A 16,032-nucleotide genomic window follows, 5' to 3' on the forward strand; every position below is an offset into this window, starting at 1 on the left:
GCAAATCATTGAAGGAAACTAGCCTTAATTATTAAGCATTAATTTATTGATCCCAGTTCAGTTGATCTCAAAGAGCGAGCCCTGAATGGACGATGGAGAGGGCTCATTCCTGCGCCGTTGAATGGGGTCCACCTTCCAACCTTGAGGATCCCAACCCATCAGGAGTGGTTCTAAAGCCCTTAGGTCATGCCCATCAGCGACGGCTAACCACGCCTCTTCCAGACCATCCGGAATTAACACAGGCATTCGATCATGCAGGGGTTGAATGAGAGCATTCGGCGCAGTGGTGAGAATCGTGCAGGTATCAAGTTCACTCCCATCCGAACCAAGCCAGCGTTCCCACAATCCAGCGATCCAAAAGGAACGTTGATCAAGACGGCTTACAAAATAATTTTTCTCGAAAAATCCAGTGGCTGGGATTAAACATCGCCGATGGCGCCAAGCCGCTCTGAAGCTTGTTTTGTCAGCAACAGTCTCAGAGCGAGCATTGATGGGTCTAGGTCCACTAGAGGGGTCTTTCGCCCAGGAAGGGATCAACCCCCAAAGCATGAGCGCCGCTTCGGTTTTGCACTCCTCTCGACGCAATCCCAACACGGGTTCAGAAGGGCGTATGAGCTGCCGGGGCGCGTAGCGCGCGAGATGCACATCAGACATCCGCTCCCGTAGAACCTCCGGGAGCTGAAGAGCATCGGCAGTAAGGGCAAAACGACCACACATAACACCCATCATCTAGGGCTGATGGCATGGGTGGGGGAAGACATCGATCAAAGCTCTCACGGATGAGAGATCAAACTCGTCAGAATCGAAGAATGTATGTAACCGAAGGAATGCTGCTTCTTAATCCGTTTTGCCTGATCCGTGCAGGCCAGGTGGCTGGTCTTAAAGCCACCATCGTGATCTTGATGATGATGTTGATGAAGTCCAAGCTTCTGCGCGTGAAGATGTCGCTTCTTGGCTCCTTGATTGGTTTCACTCTGTTGGTTGGCTTCCTGCTCACCACTGGCGTGCTGACGCTTGTTGCAGGTGGAGCCGTCGTCTACGCAGCAAAGAAATAACCCTTGGATGAAGCCTGTTCGAAGATGAACAGGCCAAAGTGCCGTACCAATCAACCCAATTCCAAACAGGCAAGAGCAAACACATCATCTAAAGCCTGTTTCGGCAGATCACCTCGATACATCCGCATGGTTTCTGACTCAGTCTTAAAACCCAGATCTGCCATGAGCCCCTTCGCAGCAACGTTGAAACCAGGGGTATCGATCAACAGCACCCCTGGATGGCGTTGCTGAAGTTTTTGAATCAGATACACGGCTAACCCAGGGGAATCGGCGAGCAGGGGACCGATGCGCCAGCCTTCACCGTCTTGCAAAAGGCATGGGCGAATGCGACCAAAACCATGACAGTTTCCGTTCTCATCCAGGAGAGCAAGAACTTGACCCGACGGATGTCCAAGCCAATCAGCAAGGAAATGAGGCCTAGGACTGGGCTCTCGTTGGGCGTCGTACAGCTGAACAGCCTCTGAGGGAATATGGCTGCCCTCCACCACATGCAAACCGGTTGGAAGTTCCCCCCTCAAGTCGACGGCGTGGCCCTCGTTGAAGCAACGCCAACGGGTGGTTAACGAAGATGATTCAAATCCCCATCCCGCATAGTCCAAGATTCGAGCAGGCGCTGCCTCCAATCCAATGCAGGTGAGATCGGAAAGGTGATCGAGAGCATGCTTCCAAAGCTGTTGGCCATACCCGTGACCTCTCTGATGGGGCACGACGAGATACAGGCCAATAAATCCGTAATCTGGGTTATACCGGACGCCTGCAATGCATCCAATCGGCTCATGATCAAGCCAGGCAATCCACAAGCCTTGACGATCCGTGTGCCGATAAATCTCTATATCTCCAAGACCTGGAGCAAATCCCTCACGACGAGACCAGTCGGTCACGATTGGAATCTGATCTGACTCCAATTCGCGAATATCAAGACACCCCATCAAACCAGCCAAAACGAGGCACGCCCTCAATCATGGGGAACAACACGCCCAAGCACTCAGAATTCATTCTTGAATATTCGCTCCAAGTCTTTTCGAAACTGTTGGGAGCTCAGGGGCAGAGCTTTTTGACGCGCTGAGTTTCTAAACAGCAAGGAGCGAATCCACCAGATTTGAAGAACTGCGAAGAAAAACCCCACAATCAGCAGGCTGACCGTGGGGGAATCGAGAGGAACGTTCATCAAAGTGACACTGATCAAGCAGGATGGAGTCTGATTGGGACAGAACCTTGCGCGAAATGAGTGTGGCCGAGCTGTTACTCCGCAACGTCGGAAAGTTTGCGGCCGTTTCAGGGGTGATCGGCGTTGTGATCTGGTTGAGCTGGGTAATGCTCGATGTCAAACACCTTCAGTCAGGATTTACCCTTCCTTAAGGACCTAAAATTTAAGCGACGCCGTCGGAAATCACTGTATCGATTGGACCGGATTGCTCACGTTCTAGCTCTGGACTAAAGCGACGAACAATCAATTCATCGATGGCTAAGCGTCCAGGACCCATGGCCAGAATTGCAACGGCCGAAGCAAAGTAAAGACCTAATAATTCCAAGAGATAGATATTGAAACCGGCAGTAATGATGGCGTGATAGATGGCGACCGAAATCGTGCCCATGATCGCAAGGGCACCAAAGCGCGTCAGAAATCCCGTAATCAACAACCAGCTCCCAATAACCTCGGAAAACGCTGCGATGTAAGAAAGGAGAATGGGGAAAGGAAGGTGGAGAGGACGCACGAATGCGTCAGCAAAATTTTCGATATTTGCCAACTTCTCATATCCATGATGGATGAGAAGTGTTCCAGTGAAGACTCTCAGAATCAAAATTCCAAAATCGGAGAGGAACGGTTTTGTCGCGAGAATTCTCAGCACTGGAGTTTACGTTTCTCCACATACCGTAATGAAAAGTAGGGCCTCTTGCGAAAAGAAGCCCAGAAACGGCCCGCTATAGGAATAAATACTCACTTGCAAGCCAGCGAGCGAATACGCCATAATGAAATTTGTATCAGTCTGTTGACATGTCAAGCGAAGCTTTGATTACCGTTTTCCTTGGATTTGGCGCCGCCGTCACAAGTCTCACCTTTTGGAAGCTGAGCCAAGCCCAGACATCCGATAGTTCCTCACCTCGCTGAAGCAGGGCTGATCAAGCTCTCTTCCTTACTGTTCTGATTAATTAGTCCACAAATCGCTTGTAAAGCCAGCGTACAAACCCTCCAAGTACAGGTACAGGACCAAAGGTGGGGCCAACGAAATCAAAGTAATCTCTATGACTGATAACTTTTCCGTCAGAGTTTAGTTCTAACCGAGAAGCACCGGGATAAATAAACTCAATGCCCTTAATTTTCAATCCCATTTCCCACTCAATAAAAGCAATATTTTCATTGATGGCGATGGCACCAGGCACAAGATAGATGTCATCGCAACGCTTCATTAACCCATCTTGTGCTGCGATATAGGCATCAATGCCATGACGCTCCTGCGTTGGATCTTGAAAACAAACTTGTTCGTCATACAACTCTCTCCATTGAGACTCCGTTGGGGCTGGTTTTCCATATGGTTTCGTAAACAGTGCTTTTAAACGGTCGGAATCCATGGGTTCAGGCTTAAGGGTGTCCTAAGCCTATGAAACGAAGCTGAATCTCTGCATAAACTCAATTTCGAATTGATAGAGCCCCTTTGTCACGCCAAAATTTCCAGTACGAACCTTTGGAAGCTTTCGGCGAGGGTCTGACCACGAAACGCCCATGGAATCAAGGATCTCTGGGTTTTGTTGAGCGTCTCAACGGGCGTGTGGCGATGTTGGGTTTTATGGCTGCGATCATTGGTGAATTGATCAGCGGTCATGGACCTGCAGGCCAAGTTGCAGCCGTTATCCGCTGGTACTTATCCCTGTAAGGCCCGTTCCAGAGACTTCTTTCCCATTTCAAGAGAGCTTGATTTACACAAAATATTGTTAAAAACAATACAAAGCTAGAGGTCGCTTTTAATCGTCAGCAGAAATCATTGAAGCGCTTGGGCGAGATCATTATTCTATATTTTCCAGACACCATCAACAGCAACACTGAAGAGTTTGTTCATTCTAATCTCTAGCAAATAATTAACAGCCACCGATCCAATCAACCCATTCAACCTAGGAACTGCGTTGTTTAAAAACACAATCCGGATCACAGGAGAGCTGGCAAGACCCAGCAATCATCATGAGCTCTAGACATCAGGTTGGCCTAATCGATCAGCGGAGCTCCTCCTGCCATCTCAAAATCACACGAATCAGAGTTCGCTTTGAGCACTATCAAGGATCACTGCAACGCATCAGACAAAACAGTAAAAAACAGTAAAAATAGCAAAAAAATCCAATAACAGAGGACGTATAAAATATATTCAAGCGACGGCTATTTGATTGCAACTATCCGCTATACAATCGGCTCAACCACGGCACGAACCACCAACCTGTTACCGCAACAGTAATGGCATTACTGTTCAACATATTGAGTGGTAAACGTAAAACCCCAAGTACGCTCTGACCACTCACGATCAAAACCATGACGGAAGGATAAAGAGCCAACCAAACCAAGAGATTGATCTTCCAAACTGGAGTTTGGATACCTTTGCGAGAATCAAGCCACTGATCAAAAGAATGGGGCTCTAACAGCGAATGATATTTATAGTCAAGTGAAGTTTCTGCCTCATTCAACAGCTTACGCCGTTCAGTGCTGTCCAACCAAGCCAAACAAAATTGAAGGCTCATGAACTTCACTCTTGCAGTACAACGATACCCATCTCGTAACGGATGGGGAGAAAAACTAAGCTCCTGCCCGAGATAGCCTTCAAACTTCATAGCCGCATGGTTCATTCTCTCCTGGATCTTTTTAAAGTCATTGAGCTGAGAACCAGAAAGTTCACTCTTAAATGTATAAATAAACCCCTCTCCAGTTGACCTTGAGGCCATCATTTCTACTCCTTAACATGACTTGGATTGGCACTGAGCAGCCTGCAAATCAAGCAAAACAACCACTGCGTCACGACGCCAGGGTGTCTGACACCTCAGGCTGAAGCAAAACGTCTCGAGCATTGTTTAGACGCGTCATTACATCTGGATCGCCACCCTTATCAGGGTGATGCTGCACGGCCAACGCTTTATGCACCCGCTTAACGGCCTGTTCCGTTAACCGACCGGAGAGAGCCAATCCCAAGGTCTGCCTTGCACAAATCGCTTCAAAATCTGGATCGCGACCCAGGGGCTGACGCTCACGACCATGGTTGGAGTGACCTGGTTTGCGCTTGCTATTTCGGTTGCGCTTGCTCCCTCCAGCGTTACCAGTTCCGAAACCTGAGCCCCCTGGGGCCTCTTGAGCGCTTGACATGGTGATCTCCCTTGACGTGCCAGCCTGCCGGATCGCGATCACCAAAGGCCAAGCAAGTCCTCACGGATTCAAAAATGGCCTGGGGTCTTGATCGAAACGATGCTCAAAAGGTGGCGGGGCTGGCTGCGCCTCGCCATCCAGAGCGGCAGTTGCTTCAAGGGCCTTCCTTAACAAGCGAGCACTCTGCAAAGGCATATCTCTCGGCACCGAAATGCGATCTCTCAAATAGCGCAGCCCGATTGCAGTATCAGCATTTGGCTGGCAAAGCTTGCCAGAGATCAAATGGGTCAGTGCAGCCCGCAGGGGCTGATCAAAGGCAGCACCGAGGGGATTCCTTGCTACCAGCGCTGAACGATGGCGCAACACTCTCTCCAGTGCCCTGTCTGAAGCCCGCACATCGTCGTCGCCTATCTGAGCAGTCCAGCTGGTTTCGAGTGCAGCAAGACCAGCACCTTGATCCACCGCCAGCGCCATCGCTTGCTGTTCTGGACGTCCATTGCTCCAACAACCACCCATTTGTGGAGGTAAGTCGTGGGCATGGGTATGAACATCACTCTGGGTACCGCGATACGTCGCAAGCTGCTCCAGTGCGTTGAACCATCGATCGATTCCTGGATGCTCGTCACGTAAGGCAAAGCCCTTGAAATAAGCCAAGGAGGCATTCATCCGCTCGACGTAAGGAACGAACACCAGATCTGCCGTTCCTGGATGAGCTCCACCCGGATGATCAGGATCAAGCCAATGGCCACCGCCTTCTGCTAGAGCCGCCTCCATTTGACGGGCCACCGCCTGAAACTGTTCACGCGCTTGATCCTCCTGCCGATTGTTCAGCCTCGGTGTGCAGAGCCAAAGACACCAAGCGCGAAACAAAAGGCGTTCAAGCTCGCGCAACCGGCGCACACGTTTGTCGTGCATCCCTGCGCCCAAGGCGCCAAAGGCATGCTCCAACGCTTCAAGGATGCGATCACTTTCTGTGATGAGTTGTCCATCCAACTCAAGGGCCGGAAGCATGCCTGAAGGCACCTTGGCGGTAAACCAGGGCTCTTTTGGCCCGTAGCAGCGCATGGTGACCTTACGAATCCGATAGGGAACTCGACGAAACTCAAGCCATAGCCATACTTTCTGGCAATAGGGGCACCAAGCGTGATGATCACGAAACAACGTGACCCGCACATCTGACTCCGGCTGTCCAAACAGGCGCAATGTGGATTGGGCATTCGCAGGGCCTTCACATCGCTCCGCAGGGGCGGGAGCCAAAGCTTCCAACTGCTCCCAGTTCAGAGCAACAGCGTCAGCGAGCAGGTCGGCCATAGCCCATGTTCAGATTGATTCATGATCAAGGATCAGCCAGCCTGCGGTGGCTGATCAAGGCATACTCCCGAGCCTCGGCTGTGATGTGCAGCATTGGCTCGCCGCCATTCAGCAACCAGATTTCAAGGCGAGCCTCATCTGGGGCCTCAAAAAAGTAAACCTCAGACGGCATCAAAACTTTTTCACAAAAAAATTGACTCTCGCCGATACATTTGAGGATTACCATTTTTGATGAATCGTTCCGATAACAACACTCACCCATCGAAGAATTCCATCAGCTGATGCAGGAACATCCCCTGGAAATCCAATAAAAATTGTCTAGCTCAACACAAAAACAGATGCATCTTTAGATTCTTTTTATTTCCAATGCGACGATTGTCTTGCCCCAGCTTGCTTTCATGAATTTCGCCATTCTCAGCGCGAAGGAGAGGGCTGTCCGCCTGAAAGGCACTGGCCTCGAAGGCGCTGATCTCCTGGGCTGCTGGCATCTGCAAACGGTTTGGGCCAAGGGAGCACAAACATCAAATCCATTCAGCAGCTGGATGCTGCGAAGCCTGGGTGCTCGCCTGGAGATCGAAACAGGGTTAAAGAACAACGGCAAAGAGTTGCGTCTCTCTAATGCCGTCAACTTGGGGCCTATTGAACTCAAATTTCAAGGTCCAGGGTCGTTGATAGGGAAACGCCCGCTGCTGAGCTTTCATTTCAACTCGCTCACCCTGCGAATGGGTGCCCTTGTCTTGCTCAAGAAAACACTGCCCACTCCAGACCAAAGGCGCACGCCATTTTTCGCTCTGATCGAACGCAACCCTGAAGGGTGGATGGCAGCTCGTGGACGGGGTGGCGGACTCGCGCTCTGGACCCTCAAGGATTGAGCCTTTGTTCTTGCCATTCGGTGGCCGATGTCCACACGCGTCGCAAGTGGGGGTGTGGCTTGAGATCGAGCTGCTCAACTTGATGCAACGCAATCCGCAGCAGGCGCAAATGCTCTGGCATCGCTGAGTCATCTGACACCTCCTGAGGCCATGGCCCTTGAACATCGAAAGGATCACCGGGAGGAGGCCAGGCCCAGACCGATCGCCCAGAGGGTGAGAGCTGCCTCCAAGACTGATCCAGTACGACAGGATCCTGTCCGGGAGCGATCAGTCTTGCCGTTCCACGAAGGCGAAACTGCTCGCGGGCCTTACGAAACAGCCAGCACAACTCCACCTCAGGCGTTCTTTGAATTTCGAGGGTCTTGTCGCTGCGGGCATCCGTGAGCAGATCCAGCGTCGCCGACGCACTCCAATCGCGAAAAACAAGCGTTCGCACCCGCGGGCAGCCATCCATAGCAAGAGTTGCAAGCTGCAACCAGCGACCACCCGGTGAGCGGCCTTCCCGCTTGCGCGCCGCAGACAACAGAGGTCTCCAAGGAGGAAGCGACTGAGCTGCTTCCATTTCAGTGCTCGCTTTTCAACCAAGGGTCAAGAAAAGCGAGGGGCTGGTTCATGGTTTCCGAGAAGCCCAAAATACCCTGGTCTCGGTGGACATAAAGAACGGAATCATCCTCGTCCAACAGAAAGGTGCCGCCTCGCTGCGTGATGTAGGCGTTATTGGGTACGTAGGTACTCCACTTCGTCAGCACTTCGTTCATATTGCGAAGACGAACCGTGGCCAGCTCGAACGGACGCTGGAATCCGCTTCCCCCAGCCAGGCGAAACAGGGAAGAATCATCAAAGCGGGCGGGTGCGCTGCGATCCCCTGTGTATCCCCTTAGAACTTCAGCAAGCGTGCCCGGTGAGCCAATCCCCGCACACATCAACAAAAGAGATGACCAAGGGCCGCCAGCAGCCTGAAGCCCGGGTGAAAGACCAACACTGCGATGCAAGTCCGCATCGGAAACCACCCGAAGCTGAGACCTTGGAAATCCAGTGAAAACGCAGAAACGATCAGCACCTGCTTGATCACCGATTGCGATGGCCAAAGTCTTGATGCCTACCTGCTCCAAACGAGAGAGCGCAGGCACCAGGGCTTGGGCATATTCCATCGAGTCGAAATCACCAAGCTGAGTGAACAGCAGCACCAAACGCTTGGCGCCTGATTCCATACCAGGGATTTGCTGGAGATAGGCGAGTAAAGCTTCTGGTGCTTTCATGTTGGATTGAGCCTTAACAGAGCAGTGCGAAGCTGAGGCTCTAGACCCTAATCAAAATCTAGGCTTGTCTTCAGATTTTAAAATTTCATGCGCGGGGAAAAGGAGAGAAAGCCCTTAGCAAAATCCCTTCAATTCATGGTTGCAACATCAACAACAACCCAACACAATCCGATCCCACACCAATCGATCTCAGGGCCGTTCCAAGAGAATTCCAGGGAAATTGATTCCAGTGCAATCGAGTGGAGATCGACCAATCAGCGTCTGATTTCCCTAAATACATCCATCGAATAGTTCAAAGAGCTATCGCTTCTTTTCAGCTGAATTTGCTTTTTCCAATCCCTTCACCCCTGTCGCATCAGCACCCATCAAGGGAGCGACATTAGATCTCATCACTGCGACCACCAAAATCCGAGATCATCGACTGGATGGCTTCTTCAATGTCTAATTCTTCTAATCTCCACTGCTTGGAGGAGGCGTTGGGGATGTCAATACGTTTGTAAATGTGACCATCAGTCACAAGGTACTGGCTGGGATCAACCCTTTTTTTAGAGGTCACGATCAACGAGAGGTCTCCATCAACTTTAATCTGATCGAACCATGCAGGAAGTCACAAGGGTTTGTCCTGGAGAGCACATCAAAAGACGCTGGCCTTTCCAGCCCCCACGCACGATCACAAGCCTTAGCGAGCAGCCATTGGGAACTGTGATTCGAGTGCCGCGGCGCGGAGCGATGATGACCTCATTCATGAATGCAGCATTCGGCATGAAAACCCAACATGTGTGCTTTCCGCTGCTGTTGCTTGCGCTAACAATCCCCAGCTCTGTGCATGCCAATTGCGAGATCTTTTCAGCCAGCCTCAACAGGATCAATGCTGCAGAGGAAGAGTCCCTCAAAAAAGCTAGAAAACAGCATGTAAGAAAGAAATGCGGATCTCAAAGCCAATCTTGGATAGGAGGAGCGGCAGGCTCCAGGCGATTTGAATATTTAAATTGCAAACTCAGTGCCCGTAATAGCGAAGAGTTCAAAAAAACATGGGCTGTCGAAGCGGCGACTTGGCAGGCCAAGCGAGAAAAACTAACAACTGAACGCCTCTCTTCCGGTTGTACTGAATGATTGATTTCGCTACATCTACCAGACAGCCAAGCGCTGGCTCACCCATCCCTTAGGCCACCTGATCAAGAACGAAGCGGTAGCGCACATCACCACGATGCAAGCGCTCAATTGCTTCATTGACTTGATCCAAGGGCAAATGCTCCACCTGGGGTTTGATGTCGTGCCTCACGCAGAACTCCATCATTTTCCGAAGACTCCCTGGTGAGGACGTGGGACTACCCGTGATCGACCGACGGAAGGAGATCAAATCGAAAGCACCCACTTGGATTGGCTGCAAGACGGCTCCAAGCTGATGCAAGCGGCCCCGTGGGGCGAGAGATCCCATCACGGCAGACCAGTCGAGCGCTTGATTCACGGTGTTAATGACGAGATCGAAGCGTCCAAGCAATGCGGGGAGCTCTTCCAAAAGCATCACATTGTGAGCCCCAAACCCCCTGGCCTCATCCGCCTTCGTGCCGTCAGTGGTGAGCGCGGTGACCTCACAGCCCCAGGCTCTAGCGAACTGCAGCGCCAGATGGCCGAGACCACCGATCCCAACAACCGCCACATGGGCCATCGGCGAGACCTGCTCATCCACAAGCGGTGCGAAAACTGTGATTCCAGCGCAAAACAACGGACCTGCCACCGCAGGATCCAACCCTTCGGGAAGAACCACGGTCCAATCCTGGTGGGCTTTCACGTGGCTGGCAAAGCCGCCCTGGCGACCAACAATCGTCGCCTCCAGCGACCCACAAAGATTGCTGGTTCCCTCCAAACATTGATTACAGCGAAAACAACTGCCACTGATCCAGCCCAAACCACGGATCTGCCCGATCACGGCTGAGTCCACGCCCGGTCCTACAGAGACGACCCTGCCCACAACTTCATGCCCAGGAACGAGCGGGTACTGGCTGATGCCCCAGCTGTTGTCGATCATCGACAGGTCGCTGTGGCAAAGACCGCAGTGAAGGACTTCTAAAACTAGTTCGTCCTGACCGGGCTCAAGCAGAACTCGCTTGACCTTTTGGAGAGATGCCGTTGCACTCCCCGCTTCCCAGACCGAAATGTCCACGATTGATCCTGCAAGCCTGATTCAGCTGTAGCCAGCAACAACCAGCAAGGCATTGACGCCCACACACAACTCTACTAGAACACCTGTACCAGCGACAGAATCTTGGCTCCGAGTTCGCCCTACGCCCCCTTCCAGGCTGAAGCGTGGATGCATGACTCTGTCATCAGCCCTCGAAAGACATGCCACGCCAGGCCTGGATCCAGGACCCAAACTCCACTGACACGAAACGCTTCCACCCCGACGAAAAAAGTGGGGGCCGTGATCCACACGTCTTCGTGGATTCAGGGCGACCTCTTTCAGGTGAACCTCCCCTTTTAAAGACACGTGTCCATTTGAGCCAGCAAACGGCTGATCAACTTTGGCGAGAACTCGTCCGGGTTGGCTGGAGACCTTGCGCCCCTCAGTGGAGTGCAGATTCAGACATCTGAGTGTCTTCCCACAACAAACAAAGCTGGCTTCGGAATCTCTCTTTCGAAGCGCCTAGCCAAATTGATAATGCTTGCGGACAGGTTGGTGAACTTCCCAAGTGCAGCTCAGCCCCCTTGGAAACACCACGAGGTCTCCCGCCCCAAAGCGGACGGGCTCGCCACCATCCGGCGTCACCGTCACATCCCCCTCTAACAACAAACAGGTTTCACGCTGGTCATAGGTCCAGGGAAATGTGCTGATGTCGCAGCCCCAGATCGGCCAATCACGTAACCCAAGCGCCACGATCGTGCTCTCAGGACAAGGCGATGTGACGCTGATCATCATGCAAATCCAGCAGACCCCTTCAGATTCGCTGATTTCGGGGCGGCTGGCCATCCCCGATGCGCAATCCACGCTGCCAACGCGACGTTTGTCGGAGCAGAAGACCGCTGAGGGCCGCGAGACCTACACCCATCCAAAGCAGCCAACTCAACTGACCCGCTCCAATCAACACCGCAGACAACCACAGCGAACCCCATAGCCAAGGCCGTAGCGAGCGAATACGCCGGAAAGCAACCGAACAACTTGCACAGTGCTTGGTATGACTGTGATATCGGTCCATCAAGGCCTCCACATCCTGTCGTGGCGGAAGTGGTCGGCCTGCGAAGGGGCCGCCTCCTTGGCCATTAACCCAGCGATGCAGCGCCTTGACATACACATCGGCAGACGTCTTGAGGACAAAGGCTTGTTCAGCAGCAGCACTACCACCTGCTGTTTCCAGGACCCTTTCTTGCCAATGCAGAAACACCTGATCGTCTTCCAACACCTTGTGGTTGCCAATGTGCTGCAACCAGCGGGGCCGCAAGCCCACCAAGACTCGGGGAAGGGCAGACTTGAACTGAAAGGGGAACCGAGCAAACAATCGACATTTTCCCCGGCTGATCGGTACGGCGTAAACCACCGTCAAGATGCGCGCGAAACCCTTCGCCGTGAGGTCATGCCACATCAGCTGGGGAGCTCGAAAGTGCGTGTTCTGTGAACCGAGCTTTCCCTTGCGAGGGCCTTCTTGCCAAAACGCTTCAAACCCTTGGGAGTCCTCGCGGGTGATCACCGCCTCAACGGGAGATGCATTCTCCCTTTTACCCACGGTGCGGTGATGGGTAAAAGGGACATGACTCACATCCAAGACGTTCTCAAGGAGGGTGAGCGCATCCATTGGCAGATCTCGGAAGGTATCCTGCACAATCCAGCCATTCGCCCAGCCATCTCCCTGCTCCTGGAGCACAGGCACCAAGGGAAGCGCTGCAGAGTCAGCGGCTGAAGGGGTCCCACTCCACACAAACAACAATCCCTGGCCTATGGCAGTAGGCAAGCTCCCACAGGCCGTTCGCCGGGATTCCGAGCGAGCTCTTGCCCCCAATTGAGGGATGGCCCGACAGCTGCCCTGCCCGTCAAAACTCCAACCGTGATAAGGGCATTCCAATTGACCGGCACTATTAATCCGCCCTTCACTGAGAGGAACTAAACGATGAGGGCACACATCTTTAAAGGCCCTCCAGCTTTCACCTGGAGCATCCCACCACAACACCAAATCTTGCTCGAGAAGGGTGAATCGCTGGGGACGGGTTGGGTCAAGATCGCGCACATAGGCCACTGGCCACCACTGTTCACTCCAGCTGGGGTGCATAGACGCTTCACAACTAACGCCATGATCGTCGGATCAGGATCCATACCGTGAGGATTCACCCTGTACCGAGCAGATTGACTGTTCAGTGCGGGAGCATCGGCTCCTGCACACCCTTGATCAACGCTGAGAAAGCTTTCCTATGGTCTTGACCATTTTTTCCGTTCTTCTGGCTCTATTTCATTTCGTTGGGCCGATGCCCACCGATCTCGGCATCCATCAAGGTCAACTCAGTCCCTGCGAATCACCCGCCCACTGCGCTCGAAGCGATTGGGAGCGTAACGATCCGATCGCAAGCCTGAACAAACTCGCCGACGTCATCCAACAAACCCCACGATCAGAAATCGTTGAACAGCGAACGGACTACCTGCATGCAACTGCCAGCAGTGAGATCTTCGGCTTCGTTGACGATCTGGAGCTCTATGCCGATACGGAGCGATCTCTTCTCCAGGCACGCTCCGTGTCAAGACTGGGAGAATCAGATCTTGGGGTCAACGAACAACGTCTTCGAAGCCTGGAGACTGCGTTGATGAAGCAACAGTGATTGAGATCGTGTGGCATTCAATGTCAAACGACCGAGTAGATCAGTGCAACTTAAACACATACAAGGCTCGTCATCATGCACGCTGGCATGGAGCTGAACAGGGCGATAATCCGAGCGCATGCGTGATCCTCTTTGGACTGTTTTGACGCATGAACGAACCGATCACCAGCTCTGGTGATCGGTTCTGAAACTGTTGTTATTAATTCCTCGGCGACTCACCCTCAGTCCCATCCGTCTTCACTCAGATCCATTGATCAGCCAGATCAACCGCACTTTGAAGAGCCCCTTCAGCCATCCCAAAACCTGGGCCGGCGATCCAATCTCCACAAAAACCAACAGCGCTGGGTTGACACCATTGAAGGGACGGTGGCAGGGGAGCATCCAAGGGCTGAGACGCTCCCCAGCGCATGACCCCCAAAGAACGGGCCATCGGGAGTGCCTGAGCCAACTCGGGCCAGGGCAGCAAGAGCTCAGCGAGAGCCTTCCGTTGGCGTGATTCCTGCTCCAACAACAAACGTGGCTGACTGGCTGGCGTGATGGGAGATCCGTCGTCCAAACCGTGCACGACTAAGCCCAGCCGTCGGTCCTGCTGACGATGGAGAACAATCCGTTCAATCCCAAATTTTTCTTGAGCATCAGATGTCAACCAAATCTGCCTAGGAAGCTCTTCAGGAAAGCAATGAAAGTCGAGCATTAAATTCCAGCGCACCGATGCATGCATCTCACGAATTCGCTCAAGTGCAGCATCCAAGGTGAGATCCAGATTCAGCGGAACAGATGAGCGCAACGGGACATCGTGCCAACCCAACATCGCCAGGGAACGGGGATGGGCCAAAAGATTGCCCGTGACCACTAAAGAGCGCGCCCGCAGCTGACCTGAAAAACACCACCAACCGTTCTCTCTGCGCAGGCTGCTGATTCGTTCTCCGAACACCCCTCGCGTGTTCGCACCTGCGAGCTTCAGCAAAGCCTCTGGCACCGAGGCCATCGTTGGAACACCTCGAAAGCATGGGCCCTGGAGAAGGGGATGATCCGGTGGATCAACAAGACAACCCGTCTCGTTCAAACCAACAACAAGCCCACAATCGGGCTGGACAATCCCCTGCTCCAGAAGGGGATTCCATAGGTCAGCAAGAGGCCCCTGCGGTGCTTGGCTAAAGCTGAAACAAGGGGCTCCATGGTCAAGCCGCCATTGCAAATCATCACGTCGGCGCCGCGTCGCCGCCCGGCCACCCGGACCCCGACCGGCCTCAAACAGCAGAATTGTGCCCTCAAAACCGCGTTGGCGAAGCGAGGCAGCAAACCCAGTGCCGGCAAGACCGGCTCCAATCACAGCAAGATCAACGTCTGATTGCTGAGAATCACCAAATAAGATCATGCGTGTGAAGCGCCAAAGGCCGCGGATTTATGTCAAAGCGATTCTTAGGGAACGCCATGTCAATTAAGTCTGGGCCCTACGGAGATCCACCGCGTACAGCGCGACGGGACTATTTCGTTGTTTTGCTGTTATTGCTGTGGCGTATGCGCTACGACCTGCTGTTATTAGCGGTTATCGGGGCGCTGATATTAAGCGACACAGTGCCTACAAATTGGCAACAAAGTGGCAGCGTCGTTTCAATTATGGGAATCACGGTTTCCATCTTTATTGGTTTTCGAAATACGCAGGCGATTGGCCGCTGGTAGGAAGCTCGGCAACTATGGGGCGCCATTGTTAACCACAGCCGCAATTGGTCGGACATCCTGACAAGCCTCCTACCAGAGGAACATTTGGTCAGTGCACACGGACGCAACTTAGTGCGTTATCAAGTGGCCATGGTTTGGCAACTGAATTTTCAGTTGAGAAACTTTTATCATCAAGATTTGAGGCGCTTCCAAGACTACCTCCTGGAAAATCTGGAGATGAAGCCAACTACAACATTAAGGCAATTAGGGCAGGCCAGGGCAGCAGCAGTTCGCAACCTTTACGAAAGCAAGAAAATTAATGCTCGCGGCAGGGAACAATTAATGAATATCGCCAACGCCACAGTCGATGCAATCGGCGGGCTGGAAAGGATTAGAAACACCCCATTGCCCGCTAGTTACGACGTCTTTGTTCGCATGCTTAGCTGGGTCTTCGGTTTTCAACTGCTGCTGAATTTCAAGACGGATGGGGCATCTTTAGTCGGCAACATCACGGGAGTTGTGCTGTTCCTAGGCTTCTTAATGGCCGAACGGATTGGCGCCTACGTTGAAGGTCCATTTGATGGAGATGGAAGCACATTTGCACTCCCCCTCAATGCGATCTGCCTCACGATTAGCCGGGACTTACTGGGGAATGAAACCGATTCATGTCTCCACCATTTCTCCAAAGACCCTGTTCGCTGGACATAAAATAGTTAAAACTGAACTCACAAGCC

24 protein-coding genes and 1 pseudogene are annotated in these 16,032 nt (G+C 52.6%); 9 read left to right on the forward strand and 16 right to left on the reverse strand.

Annotation, left to right across the window (positions count from 1 at the left end):
* Positions 1–57 precede the first annotated feature (57 nt).
* Positions 58–717 (reverse strand): SOS response-associated peptidase, encoded by a 660-nt coding sequence (locus SYN8016DRAFT_RS04725; protein WP_038013813.1) that lies wholly within the window; start codon positions 715–717, stop codon positions 58–60.
* 110 nt (positions 718–827) lie between these two features.
* On the opposite strand from SYN8016DRAFT_RS04725, the gene SYN8016DRAFT_RS04730 reads away from it, so the two are divergent.
* The gene (locus tag SYN8016DRAFT_RS04730) at positions 828–1,055 is read left to right on the forward strand and encodes a hypothetical protein (RefSeq protein ID WP_038013373.1); all 228 of its coding nucleotides are present in this window, start codon (positions 828–830) and stop codon (positions 1,053–1,055) included.
* Between the two features lie 50 nt (positions 1,056–1,105).
* Here SYN8016DRAFT_RS04730 and SYN8016DRAFT_RS04735 read toward each other — a convergent pair whose 3' ends face one another.
* Complete coding sequence (locus tag SYN8016DRAFT_RS04735; RefSeq protein ID WP_006853164.1) at positions 1,106–1,984, reverse strand: GNAT family N-acetyltransferase; 879 nt, start codon at positions 1,982–1,984, stop codon at positions 1,106–1,108.
* 262 nt (positions 1,985–2,246) lie between these two features.
* Here SYN8016DRAFT_RS04735 and SYN8016DRAFT_RS15505 point away from each other — a divergent pair, with 262 nt between their 5' ends.
* Positions 2,247–2,414 (forward strand): hypothetical protein, encoded by a 168-nt coding sequence (locus tag SYN8016DRAFT_RS15505; protein WP_006853166.1) that lies wholly within the window; start codon positions 2,247–2,249, stop codon positions 2,412–2,414.
* 11 nt (positions 2,415–2,425) lie between these two features.
* Here SYN8016DRAFT_RS15505 and SYN8016DRAFT_RS04745 read toward each other — a convergent pair whose 3' ends face one another.
* Both SYN8016DRAFT_RS04745 and SYN8016DRAFT_RS04750 read right to left on the reverse strand, forming a co-directional pair.
* Positions 2,426–2,905, reverse strand: a complete 480-nt coding sequence (locus tag SYN8016DRAFT_RS04745) for a DoxX family protein (RefSeq protein WP_006853167.1) — start codon at positions 2,903–2,905, stop codon at positions 2,426–2,428.
* A 301-nt stretch (positions 2,906–3,206) separates the two neighbouring features.
* Positions 3,207–3,626, reverse strand: a complete 420-nt coding sequence (locus tag SYN8016DRAFT_RS04750; protein ID WP_006853168.1) for a nuclear transport factor 2 family protein — start codon at positions 3,624–3,626, stop codon at positions 3,207–3,209.
* Positions 3,627–3,709: 83 nt separating this feature from the next.
* On the opposite strand from SYN8016DRAFT_RS04750, the gene SYN8016DRAFT_RS04755 reads away from it, so the two are divergent.
* Complete coding sequence (locus SYN8016DRAFT_RS04755) at positions 3,710–3,928, forward strand: chlorophyll a/b-binding protein (RefSeq protein WP_038013374.1); 219 nt, start codon at positions 3,710–3,712, stop codon at positions 3,926–3,928.
* 508 nt (positions 3,929–4,436) lie between these two features.
* On the opposite strand, the gene SYN8016DRAFT_RS04760 is transcribed toward SYN8016DRAFT_RS04755, so the two are convergent.
* The 4 genes from SYN8016DRAFT_RS04760 to SYN8016DRAFT_RS04775 form a co-directional block, all read right to left on the reverse strand.
* A complete protein-coding gene (locus SYN8016DRAFT_RS04760) occupies positions 4,437–4,979 on the reverse strand; it encodes a hypothetical protein (RefSeq protein WP_006853170.1) in 543 nt (180 codons plus the stop codon).
* A 70-nt stretch (positions 4,980–5,049) separates the two neighbouring features.
* On the reverse strand, positions 5,050–5,394 hold the full coding sequence (locus tag SYN8016DRAFT_RS04765) for a hypothetical protein (protein WP_006853171.1): 345 nt from the start codon (positions 5,392–5,394) through the stop codon (positions 5,050–5,052).
* A 60-nt stretch (positions 5,395–5,454) separates the two neighbouring features.
* The gene (locus SYN8016DRAFT_RS04770) at positions 5,455–6,705 is read right to left on the reverse strand and encodes a glutathione S-transferase family protein (protein WP_006853172.1); all 1,251 of its coding nucleotides are present in this window, start codon (positions 6,703–6,705) and stop codon (positions 5,455–5,457) included.
* Positions 6,706–6,730: 25 nt separating this feature from the next.
* Positions 6,731–6,967, reverse strand: a complete 237-nt coding sequence (locus tag SYN8016DRAFT_RS04775; RefSeq protein ID WP_006853173.1) for a DUF1830 domain-containing protein — start codon at positions 6,965–6,967, stop codon at positions 6,731–6,733.
* 136 nt (positions 6,968–7,103) lie between these two features.
* Between SYN8016DRAFT_RS04775 and SYN8016DRAFT_RS04780 the strand changes: the two genes are divergently transcribed.
* Complete coding sequence (locus SYN8016DRAFT_RS04780; protein ID WP_006853174.1) at positions 7,104–7,577, forward strand: hypothetical protein; 474 nt, start codon at positions 7,104–7,106, stop codon at positions 7,575–7,577.
* Here SYN8016DRAFT_RS04780 and SYN8016DRAFT_RS04785 read toward each other — a convergent pair.
* The 4 genes from SYN8016DRAFT_RS04785 to SYN8016DRAFT_RS15295 form a co-directional block, all read right to left on the reverse strand.
* A complete protein-coding gene (locus SYN8016DRAFT_RS04785; RefSeq protein ID WP_006853175.1) occupies positions 7,567–8,139 on the reverse strand; it encodes a pyridoxamine 5'-phosphate oxidase family protein in 573 nt (190 codons plus the stop codon). The two genes, SYN8016DRAFT_RS04780 and SYN8016DRAFT_RS04785, sit on opposite strands and share 11 nt — an antisense overlap.
* Before the next feature lies 1 nt (position 8,140).
* Positions 8,141–8,836 (reverse strand): AhpC/TSA family protein, encoded by a 696-nt coding sequence (locus tag SYN8016DRAFT_RS04790; protein ID WP_006853176.1) that lies wholly within the window; start codon positions 8,834–8,836, stop codon positions 8,141–8,143.
* 379 nt (positions 8,837–9,215) lie between these two features.
* Positions 9,216–9,398, reverse strand: a complete 183-nt coding sequence (locus SYN8016DRAFT_RS04795) for a hypothetical protein (protein WP_038013376.1) — start codon at positions 9,396–9,398, stop codon at positions 9,216–9,218.
* Positions 9,399–9,417: 19 nt separating this feature from the next.
* Complete coding sequence (locus SYN8016DRAFT_RS15295; protein ID WP_159098301.1) at positions 9,418–9,582, reverse strand: hypothetical protein; 165 nt, start codon at positions 9,580–9,582, stop codon at positions 9,418–9,420.
* On the opposite strand from SYN8016DRAFT_RS15295, the gene SYN8016DRAFT_RS04800 reads away from it, so the two are divergent.
* Positions 9,581–9,949, forward strand: a complete 369-nt coding sequence (locus tag SYN8016DRAFT_RS04800) for a hypothetical protein (protein ID WP_159098302.1) — start codon at positions 9,581–9,583, stop codon at positions 9,947–9,949. The two genes, SYN8016DRAFT_RS15295 and SYN8016DRAFT_RS04800, sit on opposite strands and share 2 nt — an antisense overlap.
* Positions 9,950–9,998: 49 nt before the next feature.
* On the opposite strand, the gene SYN8016DRAFT_RS04805 is transcribed toward SYN8016DRAFT_RS04800, so the two are convergent.
* Positions 9,999–11,000, reverse strand: a complete 1,002-nt coding sequence (locus SYN8016DRAFT_RS04805) for an NAD(P)-dependent alcohol dehydrogenase (protein WP_006853179.1) — start codon at positions 10,998–11,000, stop codon at positions 9,999–10,001.
* Between the two features lie 179 nt (positions 11,001–11,179).
* Between SYN8016DRAFT_RS04805 and SYN8016DRAFT_RS04810 the strand changes: the two genes are divergently transcribed.
* On the forward strand, positions 11,180–11,428 hold the full coding sequence (locus SYN8016DRAFT_RS04810) for a DUF1651 domain-containing protein (RefSeq protein ID WP_006853181.1): 249 nt from the start codon (positions 11,180–11,182) through the stop codon (positions 11,426–11,428).
* Between the two features lie 52 nt (positions 11,429–11,480).
* Here SYN8016DRAFT_RS04810 and SYN8016DRAFT_RS04815 read toward each other — a convergent pair whose 3' ends face one another.
* Both SYN8016DRAFT_RS04815 and SYN8016DRAFT_RS04820 read right to left on the reverse strand, forming a co-directional pair.
* Entirely contained in the window at positions 11,481–11,804 is a 324-nt protein-coding gene (locus SYN8016DRAFT_RS04815) for a cupin domain-containing protein (RefSeq protein WP_006853182.1), read from the reverse strand.
* Positions 11,773–13,095 (reverse strand): Rieske 2Fe-2S domain-containing protein, encoded by a 1,323-nt coding sequence (locus SYN8016DRAFT_RS04820; RefSeq protein WP_006853183.1) that lies wholly within the window; start codon positions 13,093–13,095, stop codon positions 11,773–11,775. The genes SYN8016DRAFT_RS04815 and SYN8016DRAFT_RS04820 overlap by 32 nt, the downstream gene beginning before the upstream one ends.
* A gap of 139 nt (positions 13,096–13,234) precedes the next feature.
* Between SYN8016DRAFT_RS04820 and SYN8016DRAFT_RS04825 the strand changes: the two genes are divergently transcribed.
* Entirely contained in the window at positions 13,235–13,636 is a 402-nt protein-coding gene (locus SYN8016DRAFT_RS04825; RefSeq protein ID WP_006853184.1) for a DUF1499 domain-containing protein, read from the forward strand.
* 241 nt (positions 13,637–13,877) lie between these two features.
* Here the strand turns inward: SYN8016DRAFT_RS04825 and SYN8016DRAFT_RS04830 are convergent, their stop codons facing one another.
* Positions 13,878–15,014, reverse strand: coding sequence for an NAD(P)-binding protein (locus tag SYN8016DRAFT_RS04830; protein ID WP_006853186.1), 1,137 nt, complete (start codon positions 15,012–15,014; stop codon positions 13,878–13,880).
* A 56-nt stretch (positions 15,015–15,070) separates the two neighbouring features.
* Here SYN8016DRAFT_RS04830 and SYN8016DRAFT_RS15710 point away from each other — a divergent pair, with 56 nt between their 5' ends.
* Both SYN8016DRAFT_RS15710 and SYN8016DRAFT_RS04835 read left to right on the forward strand, forming a co-directional pair.
* Positions 15,071–15,319 (forward strand): hypothetical protein, encoded by a 249-nt coding sequence (locus SYN8016DRAFT_RS15710; protein WP_006853187.1) that lies wholly within the window; start codon positions 15,071–15,073, stop codon positions 15,317–15,319.
* Between the two features lie 12 nt (positions 15,320–15,331).
* A pseudogene (locus tag SYN8016DRAFT_RS04835) lies at positions 15,332–16,006 on the forward strand (bestrophin family ion channel); the annotation flags it as partial.
* Positions 16,007–16,032: the final 26 nt, after the last annotated feature.

Origin of the sequence: Synechococcus sp. WH 8016, assembly GCF_000230675.1 — a bacterium.
Classification (GTDB): domain Bacteria; phylum Cyanobacteriota; class Cyanobacteriia; order PCC-6307; family Cyanobiaceae; genus Synechococcus_C.